General features: G+C 69.1%; 20 protein-coding genes. 11 read left to right on the forward strand and 9 right to left on the reverse strand.

Annotation, left to right across the window (positions count from 1 at the left end; translation table 11 throughout):
* Positions 1 to 42: 42 nt before the first annotated feature.
* Positions 43 to 1,386, reverse strand: a complete 1,344-nt coding sequence (locus tag AB0K05_RS36480; RefSeq protein ID WP_219544367.1) for an MFS transporter — start codon at positions 1,384 to 1,386, stop codon at positions 43 to 45.
* Between the two features lie 195 nt (positions 1,387 to 1,581).
* On the opposite strand from AB0K05_RS36480, the gene AB0K05_RS36485 reads away from it, so the two are divergent.
* From AB0K05_RS36485 to AB0K05_RS36495, 3 genes are read left to right on the forward strand one after another with little or no spacing between them, the layout of a single operon-like run.
* The gene (locus AB0K05_RS36485; protein WP_364235435.1) at positions 1,582 to 2,424 is read left to right on the forward strand and encodes a shikimate dehydrogenase; all 843 of its coding nucleotides are present in this window, start codon (positions 1,582 to 1,584) and stop codon (positions 2,422 to 2,424) included.
* A 12-nt stretch (positions 2,425 to 2,436) separates the two neighbouring features.
* A complete protein-coding gene (locus AB0K05_RS36490; RefSeq protein ID WP_364235438.1) occupies positions 2,437 to 4,200 on the forward strand; it encodes a TIM barrel protein in 1,764 nt (587 codons plus the stop codon).
* 37 nt (positions 4,201 to 4,237) lie between these two features.
* A complete protein-coding gene (locus tag AB0K05_RS36495) occupies positions 4,238 to 4,891 on the forward strand; it encodes a TetR/AcrR family transcriptional regulator (protein WP_148032007.1) in 654 nt (217 codons plus the stop codon).
* On the opposite strand, the gene AB0K05_RS36500 is transcribed toward AB0K05_RS36495, so the two are convergent.
* The 6 genes from AB0K05_RS36500 to AB0K05_RS36525 form a co-directional block, all read right to left on the reverse strand.
* A complete protein-coding gene (locus tag AB0K05_RS36500) occupies positions 4,879 to 6,291 on the reverse strand; it encodes an NAD(P)/FAD-dependent oxidoreductase (protein ID WP_271277447.1) in 1,413 nt (470 codons plus the stop codon). The two genes, AB0K05_RS36495 and AB0K05_RS36500, sit on opposite strands and share 13 nt — an antisense overlap.
* 88 nt (positions 6,292 to 6,379) lie before the next feature.
* Positions 6,380 to 7,072, reverse strand: a complete 693-nt coding sequence (locus AB0K05_RS36505) for a class I SAM-dependent methyltransferase (RefSeq protein ID WP_271277448.1) — start codon at positions 7,070 to 7,072, stop codon at positions 6,380 to 6,382.
* Between the two features lie 32 nt (positions 7,073 to 7,104).
* Positions 7,105 to 7,926 (reverse strand): ABC transporter permease, encoded by an 822-nt coding sequence (locus AB0K05_RS36510; protein WP_148032004.1) that lies wholly within the window; start codon positions 7,924 to 7,926, stop codon positions 7,105 to 7,107.
* Entirely contained in the window at positions 7,923 to 8,642 is a 720-nt protein-coding gene (locus AB0K05_RS36515) for an ABC transporter ATP-binding protein (RefSeq protein ID WP_364235442.1), read from the reverse strand. The genes AB0K05_RS36510 and AB0K05_RS36515 overlap by 4 nt, the downstream gene beginning before the upstream one ends.
* 27 nt (positions 8,643 to 8,669) lie before the next feature.
* On the reverse strand, positions 8,670 to 9,623 hold the full coding sequence (locus AB0K05_RS36520; protein ID WP_364235445.1) for a phosphotransferase family protein: 954 nt from the start codon (positions 9,621 to 9,623) through the stop codon (positions 8,670 to 8,672).
* Positions 9,620 to 10,801, reverse strand: coding sequence for an acyl-CoA dehydrogenase family protein (locus tag AB0K05_RS36525; protein ID WP_148032001.1), 1,182 nt, complete (start codon positions 10,799 to 10,801; stop codon positions 9,620 to 9,622). The genes AB0K05_RS36520 and AB0K05_RS36525 overlap by 4 nt, the downstream gene beginning before the upstream one ends.
* 46 nt (positions 10,802 to 10,847) lie before the next feature.
* On the opposite strand from AB0K05_RS36525, the gene AB0K05_RS36530 reads away from it, so the two are divergent.
* The 4 genes from AB0K05_RS36530 (at position 10,848) to AB0K05_RS36545 (ending at position 13,230) form a co-directional block, all read left to right on the forward strand.
* Positions 10,848 to 11,174, forward strand: a complete 327-nt coding sequence (locus AB0K05_RS36530; RefSeq protein WP_364235449.1) for a DUF6285 domain-containing protein — start codon at positions 10,848 to 10,850, stop codon at positions 11,172 to 11,174.
* Positions 11,175 to 11,354: 180 nt separating this feature from the next.
* Complete coding sequence (locus tag AB0K05_RS36535; RefSeq protein WP_364235452.1) at positions 11,355 to 12,020, forward strand: lytic polysaccharide monooxygenase; 666 nt, start codon at positions 11,355 to 11,357, stop codon at positions 12,018 to 12,020.
* A 159-nt stretch (positions 12,021 to 12,179) separates the two neighbouring features.
* Positions 12,180 to 12,644: a VOC family protein gene (locus AB0K05_RS36540; protein WP_364235454.1), complete on the forward strand. Its 465-nt coding sequence runs from the start codon at positions 12,180 to 12,182 to the stop codon at positions 12,642 to 12,644.
* Between the two features lie 187 nt (positions 12,645 to 12,831).
* Positions 12,832 to 13,230, forward strand: coding sequence for a hypothetical protein (locus AB0K05_RS36545; protein ID WP_364235457.1), 399 nt, complete (start codon positions 12,832 to 12,834; stop codon positions 13,228 to 13,230).
* A gap of 62 nt (positions 13,231 to 13,292) precedes the next feature.
* Here AB0K05_RS36545 and AB0K05_RS36550 read toward each other — a convergent pair whose 3' ends face one another.
* Positions 13,293 to 14,495 carry a serine/threonine-protein kinase gene (locus AB0K05_RS36550; protein ID WP_364235459.1) on the reverse strand — a complete coding sequence of 401 codons (1,203 nt, stop codon included), beginning with the start codon at positions 14,493 to 14,495 and terminating at the stop codon, positions 13,293 to 13,295.
* Between the two features lie 216 nt (positions 14,496 to 14,711).
* On the opposite strand from AB0K05_RS36550, the gene AB0K05_RS36555 reads away from it, so the two are divergent.
* The gene (locus AB0K05_RS36555) at positions 14,712 to 15,257 is read left to right on the forward strand and encodes an alpha-ketoglutarate-dependent dioxygenase AlkB (RefSeq protein WP_364235461.1); all 546 of its coding nucleotides are present in this window, start codon (positions 14,712 to 14,714) and stop codon (positions 15,255 to 15,257) included.
* Between the two features lie 556 nt (positions 15,258 to 15,813).
* Here AB0K05_RS36555 and AB0K05_RS36560 read toward each other — a convergent pair.
* On the reverse strand, positions 15,814 to 16,320 hold the full coding sequence (locus AB0K05_RS36560; protein ID WP_271276544.1) for a hypothetical protein: 507 nt from the start codon (positions 16,318 to 16,320) through the stop codon (positions 15,814 to 15,816).
* Between the two features lie 281 nt (positions 16,321 to 16,601).
* Between AB0K05_RS36560 and AB0K05_RS36565 the strand changes: the two genes are divergently transcribed.
* From AB0K05_RS36565 to AB0K05_RS36575, 3 genes are all read left to right on the forward strand, one after another.
* Complete coding sequence (locus AB0K05_RS36565) at positions 16,602 to 16,817, forward strand: hypothetical protein (protein WP_271276545.1); 216 nt, start codon at positions 16,602 to 16,604, stop codon at positions 16,815 to 16,817.
* A 52-nt stretch (positions 16,818 to 16,869) separates the two neighbouring features.
* Complete coding sequence (locus AB0K05_RS36570) at positions 16,870 to 17,667, forward strand: hypothetical protein (RefSeq protein WP_271276546.1); 798 nt, start codon at positions 16,870 to 16,872, stop codon at positions 17,665 to 17,667.
* Between the two features lie 411 nt (positions 17,668 to 18,078).
* Positions 18,079 to 18,855 (forward strand): alpha/beta hydrolase, encoded by a 777-nt coding sequence (locus tag AB0K05_RS36575; RefSeq protein ID WP_364235465.1) that lies wholly within the window; start codon positions 18,079 to 18,081, stop codon positions 18,853 to 18,855.
* The last annotated feature ends 92 nt before the right edge of the window (positions 18,856 to 18,947 follow it).

Here is an 18,947-nt window from a genome sequence, read left to right on the forward strand (position 1 = left end):
ACGCGGCCGCACCCGGGAAGGGCGCGGCCGCGTACGGAAGGGTCAGGCGGAGGTGGTGACGCGGTCGGCGGGCGGGAGGCCGAGCTGGTCCGTGGGGACCTTGTGCGTCTCGCGCGCCGTGGCCACGGCCACCGCGCTGATCGCGCAGAGGATGGCGGTGAAGATGCCGACGCCGACCCAGCCCTGCAGGCCGAGCCAGCCTCCGGGGGAGACGATGCCGGCCGCCGAGGCGACGGCGAAGCCGGCGACGGCGAAGCCGATCTGGGTGCCGATGGCCATACCCGACAGCCGCACCTTGGTGGTGAACATCTCCCCGTAGAGCGAGGGCCAGATGCCGTTGGAGGCGCTGTAGACGACGCCGAGGGTGAGGATGCCGACCAGGAAGATCATCGGGTAGCTGCCGGAGTTGATCGCCGCCAGGTAGGCGAAGATCATGATCGGGCTGCCGACGGCTCCGATGAGGAACACGGGCTTGCGCCCGATCCGGTCCGACAGCATGGCCCACAGCGGGATGGCCAGCAGTGCGGCGGTGTTGGCCACGGTGCTCACCCAGAGCATGGTGGCCCGGTCCAGGCCGACGTTCTCGACGGCGTAGTTGAGCGCCCACACGGTGAAGATGGTGCTGACCGTCGCGATCAGCGCCGCGCACACCACCCGTACCACGCTCGCCCAGTGGTCGCGGAAGAGCAGCGACAGCGGCATCCGCGGCACCGTGCCCTGGGCCACCTCGCGCTCGAACGCCGGCGTCTCCTCCAGCTTGCGCCGGATCACCCAGCCGACCACGGCCACGATCACGCTCATCCAGAACGGCACCCGCCAGCCCCAGGACAGCAACTGCTCCTCGGGCATGGCCGCCACCGGGATGAACACGACGGTGGCCAGGATCTGCCCGAACTGCGTGCCGTTGAGCGTGAAGCTGGTGTAGTAGCCGCGCCGGTGCTCGGGGGCGTGTTCCAGGGTCATGGAGTTGGCGCTGGCCTGCTCCCCGGCGGCCGACAGGCCCTGCATGATGCGCAGCACGACCAGCAGCACCGGGGCGAGGTCGCCGATCTGGTCGCGGCTCGGCAGGCAGCCGATGAGGAACGTCGACACGCCCATGAGCACGAGCGTGAACACCATGATGCGCTTGCGGCCGAACCTGTCGCCGACGTGACCGAGGATGAACGCGCCCACGGGCCTGGCGGCGTAGGCGACGCCGAAGCTGGCCAGCGACTGCAGGGTCGCCGTGGTGGGATCGGACTCGTCGAAGAACACCTTGGAGAAGATGAGGGCGGCGGCGCTGCCGTAGATGAAGAAGTCGTAGTACTCCAGCGCACTGCCTATCCAGGCCGCGACGGCCGCTTTGCGCGGCGTGCCCTGGCGGGCGCCGGGGGGTTGGTCGGTCACGATGGCTCCCTGTTGGTGCGGCGTCGTCAGTGTGGACCGTGCCCCCGTCCGGGCCCCGCACTTGTTACGAACTAGATAGTTAATTGCTCGCCATGCTCCTGTGACCGCGATCTCATGTCAAGAGTCTCTTCACGGGACGGCTCCGGAGATGTTATGACTAACTCACTAGTTCGTACATAACTCATGAGGGTGAGCATGACCTCCTACCTGATCGGGCTCATCGGCTCCGGCATCGGGCCGTCACTCAGCCCCGCCCTGCACGAGCGGGAGGCGGTCCGGCTCGGCATCCCGTACGTCTACCGCCTGATCGAGGCGGCCGACGCCGCCGAGGTGGGGGAGCTGGTCCGCGCCGCGCGGCGGTTCGGCTTCGACGGGCTGAACATCACCCATCCCTGCAAGCGGGCCGTGCTCCCGCACCTGGACGAGCTGTCGGCGGACGCGGCCACGCTGGGCGCGGTCAACACGGTGGTGTTCGACGGCGAGCGCGCCGTCGGGCACAACACCGACTGGACCGGCTTCGCCGAGTCGTTCGCGCGCGACCTGCCCGGCGCGCCCACCCGCCGGGTGACGCAGCTCGGCGCGGGCGGCGCCGGGGCGGCGGTCGCGCACGCGCTGCTCACGCTGGGCGCGGGCGAGCTGACGGTGGTGGACGCCGAGCCCGGCCGGGCCCGGGCGCTGGCGGGGGAGCTGGCCGAGCGGTTCGGCGCGGGCCGGGCGCGCCCGGCGGCCCCGGACGACCTGCCGGAGCTGCTGCCGGACGCCGACGGGCTGGTGCACGCCACCCCCACCGGCATGGCGGGGCACCCCGGCCTGCCGCTGCCCGCCGCCCTGCTCCGCCCGGACCTGTGGGTGGCCGACATCGTCTACCGGCCGCTGGAGACCGAGCTGCTGCGCCAGGCCCGAGCCCTGGGCTGCCGCACCCTCCACGGCGGCGGCATGGTCGTCTTCCAGGCGGCCCACGCCTTCCACCTGTTCACGGGCAGGAAACCGGACGCGGAGCGGATGCTCGCCCACCTGACCGAACTCGTCACCGCCTGACAGGAGGACGCCATGCGCAAGTCCATCGCGACCGTGTCGGTGAGCGGCACGCTGACCGAGAAGCTGGAGGCGATCGCCGCGGCCGGCTTCGACGGGGTGGAGGTGTTCGAGAACGACCTCGTCGCCTGCCCGCTGCCGCCCGAGGAGATCCGCCTGCGGGCGGACGACCTGGGGCTGGGCATCGACATTTACCAGCCGCTGCGCGACTTCGAGGCGGTGCCCGACGACGTGCTCAAGGGCAACCTGCGCCGCGCCGAGTACACGTTCGAGCTGATGAACCGGCTCGGCGCGGACACGCTGCTGGTCTGCTCGAACGTCTCCCCGGACGCCCTGCCCGACGACGAGCTGGCCGCCGCCCAGCTCCGCCTGCTCGCCGAGCGGGCCGCCGGGCACGGCATCCGGGTCGCCTACGAGGCGCTCGCCTGGGGACGGCACGTCAGCGAGTATCTGCACGCCTGGCGGATCGTGCGGACGGCCGACCATCCCGCGCTCGGCGTCTGCCTGGACAGCTTCCACATCCTGTCGCGCGGCTCCGACCCCATCGGCATCGAGGCGATCCCGGGGGAGAAGGTGTTCTTCCTGCAGCTCGCCGACGCGCCCCGGCTGGCCATGGACGTGCTGCAGTGGAGCCGCCACTACCGCTGCTTCCCCGGCCAGGGCGGCTTCGACGTGACGGGCCTGGTACGGCACGTGCTGGCCACCGGATACGCGGGACCGCTGTCGCTGGAGGTGTTCAACGACGTCTTCCGCCAGTCCGACGCCCGCCGGACCGCGCTGGACGCGATGCGGTCGCTGATCGCGCTGGAGGAGGCGCTGACGCCGGACGGGGTGCCGCCCGTGGTGCCGTCCGGGTTCGCCTTCGCCGAGCTGGCCACCGAGGGCTCCGCCGAGCTCCCCGGGATCCTGTCGGCCCTCGGCTTCGCCCGTACCGGCACGCATCGGACGAAACCGGTCGAGCTCTGGGAGCAGGGCGGCGCCCGCGTCCTCCTCAACGCGGCCCCAGCGGAATCGGCCGACGAGGAGCCGGCGCTGGTGGCGATCGGGCTGGAGACGCCCGACCCGGCCGCTTCGGTGAAACGGGCCGGGAAACTGCTCGCGCCGGTGCTGCCGCGCGAGCGCGCGCCCCGTGACGCGCCGCTGGACGCCATCGCCGCCCCCGACGGGACCGCGCTGTTCTTCTGCCGCACCGGCCACGCCGACCACCCCGACTGGACGGCCGACTTCCCCCGTACGGAGCCCGTACCGGAAGGGGACGTGACCGGGATCGACCACGTCGCGCTCACCCAGCCCTGGCAGCACTTCGACGAGGCGTCGCTGTTCTACCGCGGCGTGCTCGGGCTGCGCCCGCAGGAGAGCCTGGAGGTCGCCGACCCGTACGGCCTGCTGCGCAGCCGCGCCATGGCCGGCGGCGGCACCCGCCTGGTCGTCAACATCGCCAGGACGGTCGCCCGCCAGGCGTCCCGGCAGCACGTCGCGTTCGCCGTCCGCGACCTGCGGGCGCTCGCCCGGCGGCTGCGCGCGGACCATCCCGGCCTGCTGCTGCCCATCCCGGCCAACTACTACGACAACCTGGAGGCCCGGTACGGGACGGACCCGGAGATCAGGGAGCTGGGGCTGCTGTACGACAGGGACGAGGAGGGCGAGTTCCTGCACCTGTACACGGTGACGGCGGGCCGGGTGTTCTTCGAGCTGGTGCAGCGGATCGGCGGCTACGACGGGTACGGCGCCGCCAACGCGGCCGTCCGGCTGGCCGTGCAGCACGCCGAGCGGTCATAGGATGAGGCGTATCGTCCCCGCCGTCCCGTGGAGTCACATGACCTCGCAGCCAGCCACCGGTGAGCGACGGCGCGACGCCGACCGCACCAGGGCGGAGATCCTCGAGGTCGCCCAGCGGGAGTTCGCCAGGCGCGGCTACGCGGGGGCGCGGGTCGACGAGATCGCCGAGCTGATGCGCACCACCAAGCGCATGATCTACTACTACTTCGGCAGCAAGGAGAAGCTCTACATCGCCGTCCTGGAGAAGGCATACTCCGAGGTCCGCGCCGCCGAGCGCGACCTCGACGTGGAGCACCTGGCGCCGGTCGAGGCGATCCGCACGCTCGCGCAGCTGACCTTCGACCACCACGAGGCCCACCGCGACTTCATCAAGCTCGTCGCGATCGAGAACATCCACGGGGCCGAGCACATACGCAAGTCGCAGGCCCTGGCCAACCTCGGCACGCCCGTGCTCGGCGTCATCGAGCGCATCCTGGAGGCGGGCCGGGCCAGCGGCGACTTCGACACCGAGGCCGACGCCGTCGACGTGCACATGATGATCAGCGCGTTCTGCTTCTTCCGGGTGGCCAACCAGCACACGTTCGGCGCGCTGTTCGGGCGCGACATGGCCGCGCCCGAACACCGCGACCGGCTGCGCCGCATGGTGGGCGAGATGACCGTCGCCTACCTGCGCGGCGGTCACAAACCGTAGGCCTCCAGCAGCCGCAGCCACACCTCGCTCACCGTCGGGAACGACGGCACGGCGTGCCAGAGCCGCTCCAGCGGCACCTCGCCGGTCACCGCGACGGTCGCCGAGTGCAGCAGCTCGGCCGTGCCCGGCCCGGCGAACGTTACACCCAGCAGCACCTTGCGGTCCTCGTCCACCACCGCCTTGGCCCGGCCGCGGTAGCCGTCGCCGAGCAGGTAGGCGCCGGACACGTCCGCGAGATCGTACTCGACTGCCCGCACCCGGAACCCGGCCTCGCGGGCGGCCGACTCGGTGCGCCCGACCGAGCAGATCTGCGGGTCGGTGAACACCACCTGCGGCGGCCCGAACCCGTCGGCGACCGCGCGCATCCCCGGCAGGTCGTCGGCCTCGCCCCTGGCCCGGGCCGCGATGACGTCACCGCACGCCCGCGCCTGGTACTTGCCCATGTGGGTGAGCAGGTTGCGCCCGTTGACGTCGCCCACCGCGTACAGCCAGCCGCCGTCCACGCCGGTGGCGCGCAGGCTGTCGTCCACCTCGACCGGCCGGTCCGCCGGCAGCCCGACGCTCTCCAGCCCCAGCCCCTTGGTGGCGGGTCTGCGGCCGGTCGCGACCAGCACCTCGTCGGCCTCGATCGGCGGGCCCTCCGGCAGGTGGACGGTCACCTTGCCGCCCGGCTCCGGCCGCTCCACCCGCTCCGCCGAGGTGTGCGGCCGCACGTCGATCCCGGCGGCCGCGAACGACTCGGCCAGCAGCTCACCCGCGAACGGCTCCATCCGCTCCAGCAGCCCTCCGCCGCGCACCAGCATCGTCGTCTGCCTGGCGCCCAGCCCGTGCATGGCCTGCGCCATCTCGCAGCCGACCACGCCGCCGCCGATCACCGCGAGCCGGTCGGGCACCGAGGAGGCGGCGGTCACCTCGTGGCTGGTCCACGGCTCCGCCTCCCTCAGCCCCGGCACCGGCGGCACCGAGGCGACGCTGCCGGTCGCCAGCACCACGGCGTGGCGGGCGGTCAGCACCCGCTCGCCGCCGTCCGGGGTGTCCACGACGACCCGGCGCGGGCCGTCGAGCCTGCCGCGCCCGCGCACGAAAGTGGCGGGCACGCTCTCGATCCACCCCACCTGGCCGGCGTCGTCGTAGCGGCTGACCGCCTCGTCGCGGCGGGCCAGCACCGCCCGCGTGTCGATCGGCCCCACCTCCAGGCCCGGCACCCGGGACACGTCGGCGGCCAGCTCGACCGGGCGCAGCAGCGCCTTGCTCGGGATGCACGCCCAGTAGGAACACTCGCCGCCCGCCAGCCGCTCCTCCACGACCGCGGCCGACAGCCCGCCGCGCACCGCCCGCTGGGCGACGTTCTCACCGGCCGGGCCTGCTCCGATCACGATGACGTCGAACTCGTCGGACACGGTTACCTCCCGGATGGCGTTTCCCCTGGGGGCAGTCTGCCAGTCGATCAGCGCCCGCTCCAGAGCCCTCACCGAGCGGCGGAACCGGTCACGAACCGGTCGAGGGCACCGCCCTCACCCAGGTTCTGTCGTCGGTCAGGAACCGGTCCAGCCGCAGCCCCGCCGCCTCAAGGGCGGCCGCCAGCTGGTCGTCCGACAGCCGCCGCGAGGTGAACGACTGCGTCCACTCGTGCTCCCCGCACACGGACCGCATGGTGGCGTTGACCACGCCGGGAGCGACCTCCTCCAGCGCCGACATCTCGATCCGCATGTCGCCCTCGGTGCGGCCGCGGCCGACCTCCCAGGCGTCGTGCCGCTCCGGCGGCGTCCACTGGATCAGCACCGCCCCGTCCCCGGCCACGTGCCGCGCGCACGCCTCCAGCAGGCCGTGCCGTCCCTCCTCGTCGGCGGTGTGCACGAGGTTCGAGGCCATCAGCACCCCGTCGAAGCGCCGCCCCAGCCGCAGGTCCTGGATACGGGTGCACACGGTTTCCGCGCCGCGCACCTCGGCCAGCATCTCGGCCGACTCGTCGACGGCGACCACCTCGTAGCCGCGTTCGATCAGGGCGTGCGTCACCCGCCCCACGCCCGCCCCCAGGTCGAGCACCGACCCGCCGGCCGGCACCTGGCCGGCCACGACGTCCGGCTCCTCGCGCGGCTTGATCCTCTTGTAGACCTCGACGGAGGAACCGTCGGGGGTGATGGCCCCGGACCCGGTCCCGCTGTTCGGAGTGATCTTCATGCGTTCGACACTAATCCCGGAAGGACTCGCCGTCAGTCGCCGAACCGGGACAATTTCCCGTGCCGCCGGGCATACCGCAACGCCCACCCGAACAGCGCCAGCGTCGCCGCCACGTAGACCACGTTCAGCCCCGCCGCCCACGCCATCCGGTCCCACGGCACCGCGCCGCCCGCCATGACCGTGCGCATCCCCTCGAACACGTGGGACGCGGGCGTGAACCAGGCCACCACCCGCAGCGGCTCCGGCAGCACCGAGACCGGGTAGAAGATCCCCGCCAGCGGCTGCACCACGAACACCAGCGACCAGGCGATCACCTGCGCGTTCTCGCCGAACCTGAGCACCGCCGAGATGCCGACCAGCCCGAGCGACCAGCCGAACACCAGCAGCACCCCCATGAACGGGACCAGCCCCACGCCCAGGGTCATCACCCCGAACCCGTACAGCGCGTACGCCAGCCCCGCCATGACCATGACCGCGACCGCCACCTTGCCCAGCGCGAACAGCATCAGCCCGGTCACGTACTCCACGCTGGACAACGGGCTGACCTGGACGTTCAGCAGATTCCTGGACCAGATGTCCTCCAGGAAGGCGATGGAGATCTCGTTGCTGGCCTTCTGCAGCACCTGCCACAGCAGCACCGCGCCGAGCAGGAACGTGACCACGAACGGCACCCGCTGCGACTGCAGGAAAAGCGTCACGAACCCCCACAGCACCAGCTCGACCGTCGGCCAGAACAGGATCTCGAACATCCTGATCGGGCTGCGCCGCAACGCCGCGAAGTCGCGCCGCACCACGCCGAGGATCCGCTGCCGCCGGGCGGCCGCCCCGAGCGGGGGCAGCGTCAGAGTCGTCATCCGCGCGCCACCTTCAGGAACACCTCTTCCAGGTCCACGGCCCCGTAATGACCGGCCAGCTCCGCGGCCGTCCCCGCGGCGACGATCCGCCCGGCCGCCATGAAGCAGATGCGGTCGCACATCCGCTCCACCTCGCGCATGTTGTGCGAGGTGATCAGCATCGCGCTGCCGTTCTCCCGGGCCACCCGCGACAGCAGGCCGCGGATGCGGTCGCCCGCGTCGGGGTCGAGGTTGGCCGTCGGCTCGTCGAGCACCAGCAGCCGGGGCGCGTTGAGCAGCGCCTTGGCCAGCTGCACCCGGGTGCGCTGGCCCGACGACAGGTCCATCATCCGCCGCCCGCGCAGCGGCCCCAGCTCCAGCAGCTCGATCATCTCCGCCACCCGCGCCTTCGGCCGCCGCACCGCGTAGAGGCGGGCGAACGCGTCCAGCACCTCGTGCACCAGCAGCGGCCCAGGGAGGTCCACGTAGCTGGCGGCGAAGTTGACCTGGCTGAGCACCTCGACGCGGTGCCGCGCCAGATCCATCCCGAAGACCCGCACCTGGCCCGCGTCGGGAGTGATCAGCCCCAGCAGCATGTGGAGCGTCGTCGACTTGCCCGCCCCGTTGAGGCCGAGCAGCCCCACGACCTCGCCGTGGCCTACGCCGAAACTCACCTCGTCGACCGCGGTGACCGGGCCGAACCGCTTGACCAGCTTGATCGCCTCGAGGATGGCCACCGCTTCAGCGTGCTGCCCCGGCGTGAGTCACCGCAACGGGTTTTCCTCCAGCATGGCCAGCAGGTCCCACTCGTTCTCGCACACCCGCCGCCCGATCGCCGCCAGTTCCACCGACCGCGACTCGCCGGTGAGGTGCCGCCGGGCCTGCACGACGCAGATGACGCCCCACTTGAGCACCCCGAACGTCTCCCACCAGCGCAGCGCCTCCCGGTCCACCGGGTGTCCCGACGCCTTCTCGTACGAGGTCACGAGGTCGTCGTAGGACCCGAAACCGCCCACCGGCAGCGGCGACCCGAACCGCCACGCCTTGACGCACAGCCAGCCGAGGTCCTCCAGCGGGTCGCCGGCGTGCGCCAGCTCCCAGTCGAGCACCGCCCTGACGCCCTCGGGCCCGACGATCAGGTTGCCGTTGCGGAAGTCGCCGTGCACCACGGTCCGCCGGCCGCGCTCCGGCCGCGCCGCCGCCAGGCGCCGCAGGGCCAGCTCGAAGACCGGATGCGGCTCCCCGGCCATGTCCAGCGCCGCCCGCCACTGATCCAGCGGATCGTCCGCCGCGCCTGCCGCGCCGGCCTGGGGGAGCGCGGACAGCGGCATCCGGTGGATCGCCGCCAGCGCCTTACCGCACTGCGCGGCCAGCCGCGGCCTCGCCTCGCGGAAGGCGTCGTCCCGCAGGATCCGCCGCGGGATCGTCTCACCCTCGATCCGCTCCATGAGCACGTACGCATCAGCCGCCGCCACCACGCCGGGCACCGGCACCCCGGCCTCCCGCGCGGCCCGGATCAACCCCGCCTCGGCGGCCAGCCCGGCGCCCAGCCCGCCCTCGGCCCCCGACCGCAGGATCAGCGGATGCCGTACCCCGTCAGGCGTGACCACGTCCAGCGCCCACGTCTCCCGCGAGGCCCCGCCCGGCAGCCGCACCCGTCCCTCGACCGAGGCCCCGCCGCCGAAGGCCTCCCGCACCACCGCGTCGACGTCGGTCACCGGAGCCCGAACTCCCAGTTGCCGCCGCCCGCGTACTCGCCGAGTATCCGCCGCCCCACCGAGTCGATGTGCACCTCGTCCGGCCCGTCGTAGATCCGCCCGGCCCGCGCGTGCCGGTACATCCGGTCAAGCGGCGTGTCCGGAGTCAGCCCCGCCGCCCCGTGCACCTGGATCGCCCGGTCGATGACGTTGTGCAGCATCCGCGCCCCGACCACCTTGATCGCGCCGATCTCCACCCGCGCGCCGCCCCCGGCGTCGACCGCCTCCGCCGCCTGCAGCGTCAGCAGCCGCGCCGCCTGGATCTCCGCGTACGAGTCGAACACGTGCTGCCGCATCAGCTGCTTCTTCGCCAGCGGCTCGCCGAACGCCGTCCGCTCGTGCAGCCGGCGGCACATCAGGTCGAACGCCCGCTGCGCCTGCCCCAGCCACCGCATGCAGTGGAAGATCCGCCCCGGCCCGAGCCGCTTCTGCGCGATCACGAACCCGTGCCCGCGCGGCCCCAGCAGGTTGGCCGCCGGCACCCGCACGTCCTCGTACCGCACCTCGCAGTGCGACCCGTTCAGCCCGAGCACCGGCGTCTCCCGCACGATCGTGTAACCGGGCGTGTCCGTCGGCACCAGGATCATCGAGAACGCCAGGTGCGGCGGCGCGTCCTCCTCGGTCCGGCACATCACGGTCGTGTACGCCGCCTGCGACGCGCCCGTGGTGAACCACTTGTGCCCGCTCACCACCCACTCGTCGCCGTCGAGCACCGCCCGCGTCGCGATCTGCGTCGGGTCGCTGCTCGACACCGCCGGCTCGGTCATCGCGAAACTCGGCGAGATCTCGGCCCGCACCAGCGGCGCCAGATAGCGCTCCCGCTGCTCGGCGGTCCCGTGCTCGTACAGCATGAGCGAGTCCTGCAAGGTGTACGTGCCGAGCGCGAGCTGCCCGTACTCGCTGCGCCCCTGCACCTCGTTCACGTACACGTAGTCGAGGAACGGCAGCCCGCCGCCGCCCAGCTCCTTCGGGTGCCCGAGCGCCCAGAGCCCTTCCTTCTTCGCCTCCTCCTGCAGCTCGCGGAGCGCCTCCCGGCCGCCTTCCTCGATGGCGCGCTCCGCGGGCTCCACCCGCTCGGTCATGAACGCGTACACGGCATCCCGCAGCGGGCGGACCCTGTCAGGCACGGCGAAACTCATGCAAGGATCTCAACCGAAAACGACTGTCCGGTCAACGGAGAACAGCATGCACGACGCCCCGACATCTGCCCAGCTGGTCGCCGCGGTCCGTGAGTTCCTCGAAACGGACGTGCTCCCGGCGGCCGAGGGCCGGGTCCGCTTCCACACCAGGGTCGCCATCAACGTGCTCGCCATGGTCGAACGCGAGATCGACCTCGGCCCGTCCCAGGCCCTCGACCACGAGACCCGCCTGGCGGCCCTCGGCGTCGCCTCCGACGCCGAGCTGGCCGCCGCGATCCGCGAGGGCCGCCTCGACGACAACCCCATGCTGGCGCCCTTCCTGAAGGAGGCCGTACGCGCCAAACTCGCCGTCGCCAACCCTGACTACGGCTGAAATTTTCAGCACGTACGAGCCCGCTTCGGAAAGCCCTTTCCCCAGCTCATCCCCTGGTAGGTTCGTCCATTTCGGCCCTTGACATCATGCCGTCATTGGCGTGGCCTTCCGCGGTCAGATACCGTCACCGGACGGAGCGCTCCCACCACCGGCCCCCTACCGGAACACGGAGACCGCACTATGTCCCACGCCGGACCCCGCCGCCGGGCGCGGCGCATCCTCGCGCTGCTCGCCGCCACGGTGACCCTCCTCGCCATGCCCCTGACCGGCACCGCCTCCGCGCACGGCTCGATCGTCGACCCCGCCTCCCGCAACTACGGCTGCTGGCTGCGCTGGGGCAGCGACTTCCAGAACCCCGCCATGCAGCAGCAGGACCCGATGTGCTGGCAGGCCTGGCAGGACAACACCAACGCGATGTGGAACTGGAACGGCCTCTACCGCGACAACGTCGGCGGCAACCACCAGGCCGCCGTCCCGAACGGCCAGCTCTGCAGCGCCGGCCGGACCCAGGACGGCCGCTACCGCTCCATGGACACCCCCGGCGCCTGGACCATGACGAACGTCGGCAGCTCGTTCAGCATGCGGCTGCACGACCAGGCCCGCCACGGCGCCGACTACATCAGGGTCTACATCACCCGCCAGGGCTACGACGCCACCACGACCCCGCTCGGCTGGAACCACCTGGAGCTCGTCCGCGAGACTCCCCGGTACGCGCCCGCCGAGAACTACCTGATCACCAGCCTGACCAAGGGCTCGCGCACCGGCCGCCACGTGATCTACACGATCTGGAAGGCGTCCCACATGGACCAGACGTACTACTTCTGCAGCGACGTCAACTTCACCTGACCCGTCGTCGTTTTTCCCGCGAGCGGCCGCGCGCATGGACGCGCGGCCGCTCGACGTCTTGCCTCCATTCGACGCCCGGATCCGGTTCGAGCACGATGGGGTGCGCGGCGTTCCAGGCATCACACGGGTGGGCCACGCCGGAGGATTTCTGTGGAGGGCATGACCATGTCGAGCGAGCGTCAGCCGAAGGCGGTCCGGCAGTTGCGGCTGGTTGTGGAGGCGGAGGATTACGAAGCGGCCGTCGCCTTCTATCGGGATGTGCTGGGGTTGCCGGAGCAGGCCGCCTTCTCCGGGGGTGACGGGGCCGAGGTGGTGATCCTGGATGCGGGCCGGGCGACGCTGGAGATCGCCAATCCGGCGCAGAAGCGGATGATCGACGACGTGGAGGTGGGGCGGCAGGTGGCGCCCAAGTTCCGGGTGGCGTTCGAGGTGGACGACACGCGGGAGACCGTCGACCGTCTGACGGCGGCCGGAGCGGATGAGGTCGCGCCGCCGACCGTCACGCCCTGGCAGTCGCTGAACGCCCGACTGGACGCGCCGGGTGGCATGCACATCACCGTGTTCCAGGAACTGCAGAGCCTGGAGGAGCGGGAAGCGATGGACGGATTCGGCACCGGGACCTGACTGCGTCAAGCCTCGTCTTTCCCGGTTGGCTGGAATGGGTGCAAGGGCCCGGTTCTTTTGACCTGCGCATTTGCGTCACGGTCGAAAAGATTGGCGCGGTTCCGCGAGGCTGGAAATCCTTGGGAGGGCAACCTCAGGCATCCGCCGAACACGGGAGTGCCAGTCCCTGACTTTCAGGAGTTTCTCGATGCGAAGCTCCATCCGATCGACCATTGCCGCCGCGATCGTCCGGCCCCTTGTCTTCGTAGCGTCACCGGCGAGCGCGGCGACCAGTGAGAGCGCCGCCTACTGGAATGACCGGCCGGTCGCCAAGGCATGGTTCAACAGCGGAACTCACAACATGAGCAAGGGCCGTAACTCGTTCACGCTGAAGGTCGAAGAGGGAGCGACCGAGGCAGGGCTCTACTGGGAAAGGCCCAGCGTTTCCGGTAGCGGGCAGATCAGACGTCTCTACGGGTCCGGAAACGAGGTCTCGTTCTCGATCTCCGGGGCCGTCAGTCCTCGTGTGCAGATCTGGTACCAGGTATGCGGAAAGATCAATGGGAAGAGTTACTGCGGACCCGGCCGCTTCGACTGGATTCAGTGACCGACGCGGTCGCGTGATGATGAGGAGCAACTCTTCCGTGGCTCCTGACCGGGACCGATCGGTCAGGAGCCGTTCCATCGATGTCTGAGTCCACCTGCGACGTGGCAGACCCGGCGTCGGGAGCTCCAGGCCAACCCGGCCGCGACGAGGACGACGATGCTGATCACGGCCAGCGACACCGTCGCCGACTCTCGCCCTGACAGCTCCATCGTGCTCCGCAAGGTCTCGCCCGCGCCGTGGAAGGCGAACGCGGCCGCACCGCAACCGAAGACGAACCCCGCGACACCGACGAGCGCGGTGATGGTCTTGCCTACGCGCACCGGCAGGAACCACGCGAGACCGGCACACAGCAAGCCGGTGAGGACGACATCGGCAACGGCGACGATCAGCAAGGCGACGCTGAGCACGGCATCGTCCCCGTAGTGCTCGAAGTGCTCCCACGTCCCGCCGGCATCAGGGAGCCCGGCGACGCCGACCGCCGTGACGATCGCCATCAGCGCGGCAACACCCATGGGCTGCCACGCCTTCGGCCGCGCCGGGAGGATCTTGGTGTCGCGCTGCACGTGGACCTCGGCGGCGGGCTGTGCCCCTGCCATGGTCAGTGCTTCGGCGACGGTCGGCCTGCGCTGCGGGTCCTTGTCCAGCAGCCGGGTGATCAGCTGCGTGAGCGGTCCGGTCCGTCGCGGCGCCGGGGCCTCCTCCAGCAGCACCGCGGCCAGCGTCGCCTCGTGGGTGTCGCGGCGGAACGGCGAGACGCCCTCGACGGCCTGATAGAGGGTCACGCCGAGGGAGAACAGATCGCCGGCGGGAAGGCCGTCGGTGCCGCGCAACCGCTCGGGCGCCGTGTACTCGGCCGAGCCGATGAGCATCCCGGTGGCGGTCAGCGCGGTGTCGGTGTTGTGGATCGCGGTCCCAAAGTCGGTGAGCAGGACCTTCCCGTTCTCGGCGAGCATGACGTTGGCGGGTTTGATGTCGCGGTGCACGACACCTTCCCGGTGCGCCGCGCCGACGGCCGTCAGCAGTGCGGCGGCGACTTCGGCGGCCCTGCCCGCCGGAAGCGGTCCGTGCTCCGCGAGGTGCTCGCTCAGCGAGCGGCCGTCGACGAGTTCCATGACGATCCAAGGAAGGCCGCCGTCGACGACGACGTCGTGGACCGCGACGATGCCGTCGTACTTGCGCAACCGGGCGGCGTTGCGGGCCTCGCGCGTGGCGCGCGCCAGCCGCTCGGCTCGTTCGTTCTCCGGCAGCCCTGCCGGACTCGGCACGAACAGTTGATCAGAGTACAGCCACCGATATCGGTGCATGCCTGTTTGCGCTTATGCGAAGGCGACGGTCATCGCGTCTGCGGGCCGGTGTTATTCGCTGGCCCGCGGGTGCGAGCCCCTTCTAGGATCCCGGCCATGCCGTCCCTTCGTCGCCAGCGACAACGTGAGTTCACACCGCACCACTGGTTGAACCCCCAACCCCGCGACGGAGAAACAATGACCGCACCGCCACTCGACGTCCGCTATTTCGCGGACGCACTGCCCCATGCCGACACTGATCTGGCCTTCCTCCTCGCCGAGGTGACCTGGGACGACCGCATGCGTGCGCGCCGTACCGCCAGCTTCGGTGTGCCGTACAACTACTCCGGCCAGCACTACGAACCCATGGCGATGCCGTCGCGGATCGCGGCGATCGCGGCCCGCGTCGGTGAGTTCGCGGGTCACCCCTTCAACAAATGCCTGGCCAACCGTTACGAAACCGGCGACAACACCATGGGCTTCCACCAGGATTCCTATGAGGGTCTGACTCCGTCCAGCGCGATCGCGATCGTCTCGCTCGGCGCGACACGTCCCCTGGTATTCCGCAGCGTCGACCGGGCCCACCGCACGGAACTCGTCCTGGAGCACGGGTCATTGCTCCTGATGACACAGAAGACTCAGTGCACCTGGACCCACGGTGTCCCCCGCACCACTTCCGCCGGACGCCGCATCAGCCTCACGTTCCGTTGTTTCGATACAGGGCCCGTCAATCCTTCCAGGTGAATCTCGACGCTCTTGAAGTGAAGGCCGCTGCAGGCACGGAGACAGGTCGAGGCCGGCTCGCCCGGGAACGGAGGCGCTCCGTACAGATCGCGGTGGGTATGCGCAAATTCTGGGGATCACCAAGGGGGACACATCAAGATCAGGATAAATTCGGTCACCGGCTACGACAACAACCCACGCATGGGCCGATTCGGCGTACCTGCGACTAAATTCCTGATCAAAGGCACAACAAGTCCAAGCGTGGTTCCGACGAACCAGAGGGTACGATGATGAGCCCGGAAGAACTCGAGCGAGAGAATGAGGCAGTTCTGGACGCGGTCCAGGCGCTATTGGGCCTCATCTCCCCAGATGTGATTGCCGTGGCAGTCCGTGCGGAGAAGGATCGCATCGAATTGAGCTTCTGGGTTCGACGCCGTACGAGCGAACTCGACGAGGACATAGAGGATGCAATCTTCGACATGGAGGCTCTCCATTCTGGGGAAGGTCCTCTTATCGAGCCAATTGTCCATGACGGAGCACCCGATCCTGCGATGCTAGGTCCATACGTTCGGATGATCTACTGGGCGAAGCACTGAGGCTTTTTTCGTGCGCCCAGCAGAGCAGGAGGTGAAGCCGTGACATAGCGGTGGATCTTGCTGTTCGTAAGCTCGTCGTCGCTTGCCGATGGGAGTCCGGCCCGGGTAGCTGCCAGGAGGCCCGGCAGCAGCCCGCCCTTGTGGTGGGACAAGGGAGTGCCGAGCCTCTCGAAATCGGGGCGAAGGCCATGGACGCGGTGAAGATCCTGGAAGCAGCCGTCAAGGACTCCCCGGCGTATGGGGCGCGGAACGTGCCGATAGTGGCGGCGGGAACTGGGGGAGGCCCTCCCCGGCCCGGCAACCTGCGGAAGCTTGTGGTGGGAAACGTTCAGGTCGTGGGCGAAGCACAGCACGTCGTGCTCGCGGTCGCGCAAGACTTCCAGCAGGACGTTGCCGAGCAGTTGGGTGACGGTCTTGGCCGGTCCGGGGATGCGGCGGACCTCGGACAGGCCGACCCGGACGCCGTGTCGGAAGCTGTTGATCCCCATGGCCTTGGTGCCGGGTTGGGGCGGCCTCAGGGCTCTTGCCCCGTCTCTGACGGCATGCAAGGGTGGCCTGATCTCCGATGGTCGGCCTCCATGCATGTGGCAACACCTTGGCTGCTGCTGTGAGGGACGCTGCAGGCACGGAGATGGGCGTGAAAGGGCAGTCGAGGTCGGCTCACCCGAGGCCGGAGGCGCTTCGGAGGCTGTGATGGTACAGATCGCGGGGATGAATGGGCGGGCCGGGGTCAGCACCTGATGCTGTCCATTGAAGAAGATGGCAGAGGATGGATCTCGTGAAGGTGAATTGGACGCCCCTTGTCCTCACAGGCGTAGCTCTCGTCGTCGCCGCTATTTCGCTTGCTCTGAAGGCAAGTCCTGATCCTGACGTGGTCCGAATCGGCGGCACCCTCGGCGCCGTGGGAATCCTGGTGGGCACGGCAGCCCTCGTGGTCTATGGGATCCAGCGCGAGATCGAACGGGATCGAGACCGTCGCATGTGATCGCATCCTGTCCGTGCTCTGAATGTGATCCGAGCGGGGCATCATCACGTTGATGAAAAGGATCACCGTGACTTTGGTGGCCTGTGGTGTTCTGCTGGCAGGCGGTGATTCTTCTCACGCAGTGACCAAGGACCCCGTACGGGCGCTTGATGCTCTTCTGGCGCCGGGACGTGGCGTGCACTTCACCGAGGTGACCACTCTGTCAGGTGGCGCCGGCGAACGGGTGGAGCGCCAGCGTACGGGGCTCTTCGAGTTCAACGCGGACGGCGGCGTCAAGGCCCTCCACGTCACCACCACGGGGGGTGAGCACGGACGTGAACGTGCTATCGGCTTCAACCACGACGTAGGCGGCACCGGCTACCGTTCCGGGGGCCCTGTAGGAAAGTGGCTGAAGACGGGCAACGACTGGTGGAAGGATTCTCACCAGTCGCACCTCTGGCACACAGAGTTGCTTGGTTATGACGAGCAACTCGTCAACCCGGCCGAGCCCGCGACCCTGGACGCTCTGCTGAAGAACGGGAAGCGGAGTGGAGACACCATCACGGGCGTAATCACTTTCGAGGAGCTTGAGCGGGTTTCCCTCTGGGCGCAGCACTCGACGCACGCCGGCTGGGATTCGGGCACGAGACTGTCCTACACCATCACTCTGAACTCCATGAACGTGATCAGCAGGGTGCGGAGCACATTCACATTCGCCGACGGCCTGGACGAACTGGTAGGCAGAACCCTCCACGTCGACACCCGCTACAGCCGGTGGGGTGGCAATGTCTCCATCAAGGCGCCGGACCCTGGTGAGACGACCACCGAGCTATGCATCGAGGGCATCTGCAATTGGCGCCTTCCTGGCTGACGGGCAGAGCATATCCCGATCGTCTGTGACAACACCTTGAGGGAGATCTCCGAATGCAGGTAATGTCCCGTAGCTCCGATGCGATCGTCCTCGAACTCTCTGTCAAAGAGATGCGCACAATCATCGCGGGTCTGCGTGAAGCAGATCAGGAGTTGGAAGACTGGGAGTTTCAGACAAGAACCGGAGTCGAGCGAAGCGCGATGAGAGAGTTGCACCACGCCATCCACGATGCACTTTATGGAGCTGGGGCGTAAGTATTCGTCCCTGGCGGCGGCGGCCGTCGACTGTTGCGGGTCCGCAGAGTGGACAGACCTCACGAGGATGTGCATGCACAGCGGTTTCCGAATCGTTGCCCGTGCATGGGCGGGAACGGGGAATCTAAGGACAGGAGAGATCGGACAGGGGGATCTGATGGACCTGAAACACAAGCGTGCCGAGACCAATGGGATCCGGCTTCACTACGTCGTCGCCGGATCGGGGCCGGTCGTCCTGTGCCTGCACGGCTGGCCGGAAACGCACCGTGAGTACTTGATCATCATCGAGCGACTGGGCCACAAGTACCGTTTCATCGCTCCTGATCTGAGGGGGTTCGCCGACAGTGACAAGCCGTTCAGCGGCTACGAGCCCAAGACGATCGCTGCCGACATGCTGGGCCTGCTCGATGCGGAGGACATAGAGCATTTTCACATTCTGAGCCATGATCTGGGTGGCCCTGCCTCCGTCGCCCTTGCCTACCTGGCAGAGGATCGCGCCTTGTCGCTCTCGACGATCGAAACGCCGTTCTTCGGCCTCGACTACCCGGGCTACGTGGATCCCCGCATTGCGTACTGGCACCTCGGGATGCATATGAACATGGACATCACCCGGTTCCTCATCGAGGGACGTGAAGAGCAATATCTGCGGCACTTCTTCCGAGATTTCGCCTACGATCCGACTGCGGTGCCGGAATCGGAGATCCAGGCATATGTCATGCAGATGCGTCAGCCCGGCAATTTGCGTGCGAGCCTCAACCTCTACGGCTCCATTCCGCAGTCGGCCGACCAGATGAGGGAGCTGACCGAGGAGAAGCTGACCGTGCCGATGATGGCATGGGGCGGCCGATCGTCCTTCGGATCTCACTGCATCGACAGTGCGAAGGCCATCGCGACGAACGTGCACGGCGGCGTCATCGAGGAGTGCGGTCACTGAGGTGATCTCAGAGAAATAATTCAGGGCGATTGGGGATTTCTGGGACGCAGGCGGTGACGTATCGGGCCTTTCGGGAGGAGTCGTCGAAGGCC

Origin of the sequence: Nonomuraea sp. NPDC049486, from assembly GCF_040676925.1 — a bacterium.
Taxonomy (GTDB): Bacteria; Actinomycetota; Actinomycetes; order Streptosporangiales; family Streptosporangiaceae; genus Nonomuraea; species Nonomuraea ferruginea.

Excerpts from the sequence above, each read along its gene's own strand:
- AB0K05_RS36485 (WP_364235435.1), top strand. The coding sequence starts at position 1,582 with ATGACCTCCTACCTGATCGGGCTCATCGGCTCCGGCATCGGGCCGTCA.
- AB0K05_RS36490 (WP_364235438.1), top strand. The coding sequence starts at position 2,437 with ATGCGCAAGTCCATCGCGACCGTGTCGGTGAGCGGCACGCTGACCGAG.
- AB0K05_RS36495 (WP_148032007.1), top strand. The coding sequence starts at position 4,238 with ATGACCTCGCAGCCAGCCACCGGTGAGCGACGGCGCGACGCCGACCGC.
- AB0K05_RS36505 (WP_271277448.1), bottom strand. The coding sequence starts at position 7,072 with ATGAAGATCACTCCGAACAGCGGGACCGGGTCCGGGGCCATCACCCCC.
- AB0K05_RS36510 (WP_148032004.1), bottom strand. The coding sequence starts at position 7,926 with ATGACGACTCTGACGCTGCCCCCGCTCGGGGCGGCCGCCCGGCGGCAG.
- AB0K05_RS36525 (WP_148032001.1), bottom strand. The coding sequence starts at position 10,801 with ATGAGTTTCGCCGTGCCTGACAGGGTCCGCCCGCTGCGGGATGCCGTG.
- AB0K05_RS36530 (WP_364235449.1), top strand. The coding sequence starts at position 10,848 with ATGCACGACGCCCCGACATCTGCCCAGCTGGTCGCCGCGGTCCGTGAG.
- AB0K05_RS36535 (WP_364235452.1), top strand. The coding sequence starts at position 11,355 with ATGTCCCACGCCGGACCCCGCCGCCGGGCGCGGCGCATCCTCGCGCTG.
- AB0K05_RS36540 (WP_364235454.1), top strand. The coding sequence starts at position 12,180 with ATGACCATGTCGAGCGAGCGTCAGCCGAAGGCGGTCCGGCAGTTGCGG.
- AB0K05_RS36545 (WP_364235457.1), top strand. The coding sequence starts at position 12,832 with ATGCGAAGCTCCATCCGATCGACCATTGCCGCCGCGATCGTCCGGCCC.
- AB0K05_RS36555 (WP_364235461.1), top strand. The coding sequence starts at position 14,712 with ATGACCGCACCGCCACTCGACGTCCGCTATTTCGCGGACGCACTGCCC.
- AB0K05_RS36560 (WP_271276544.1), bottom strand. The coding sequence starts at position 16,320 with ATGGGGATCAACAGCTTCCGACACGGCGTCCGGGTCGGCCTGTCCGAG.
- AB0K05_RS36565 (WP_271276545.1), top strand. The coding sequence starts at position 16,602 with ATGGATCTCGTGAAGGTGAATTGGACGCCCCTTGTCCTCACAGGCGTA.
- AB0K05_RS36570 (WP_271276546.1), top strand. The coding sequence starts at position 16,870 with ATGAAAAGGATCACCGTGACTTTGGTGGCCTGTGGTGTTCTGCTGGCA.
- AB0K05_RS36575 (WP_364235465.1), top strand. The coding sequence starts at position 18,079 with ATGGACCTGAAACACAAGCGTGCCGAGACCAATGGGATCCGGCTTCAC.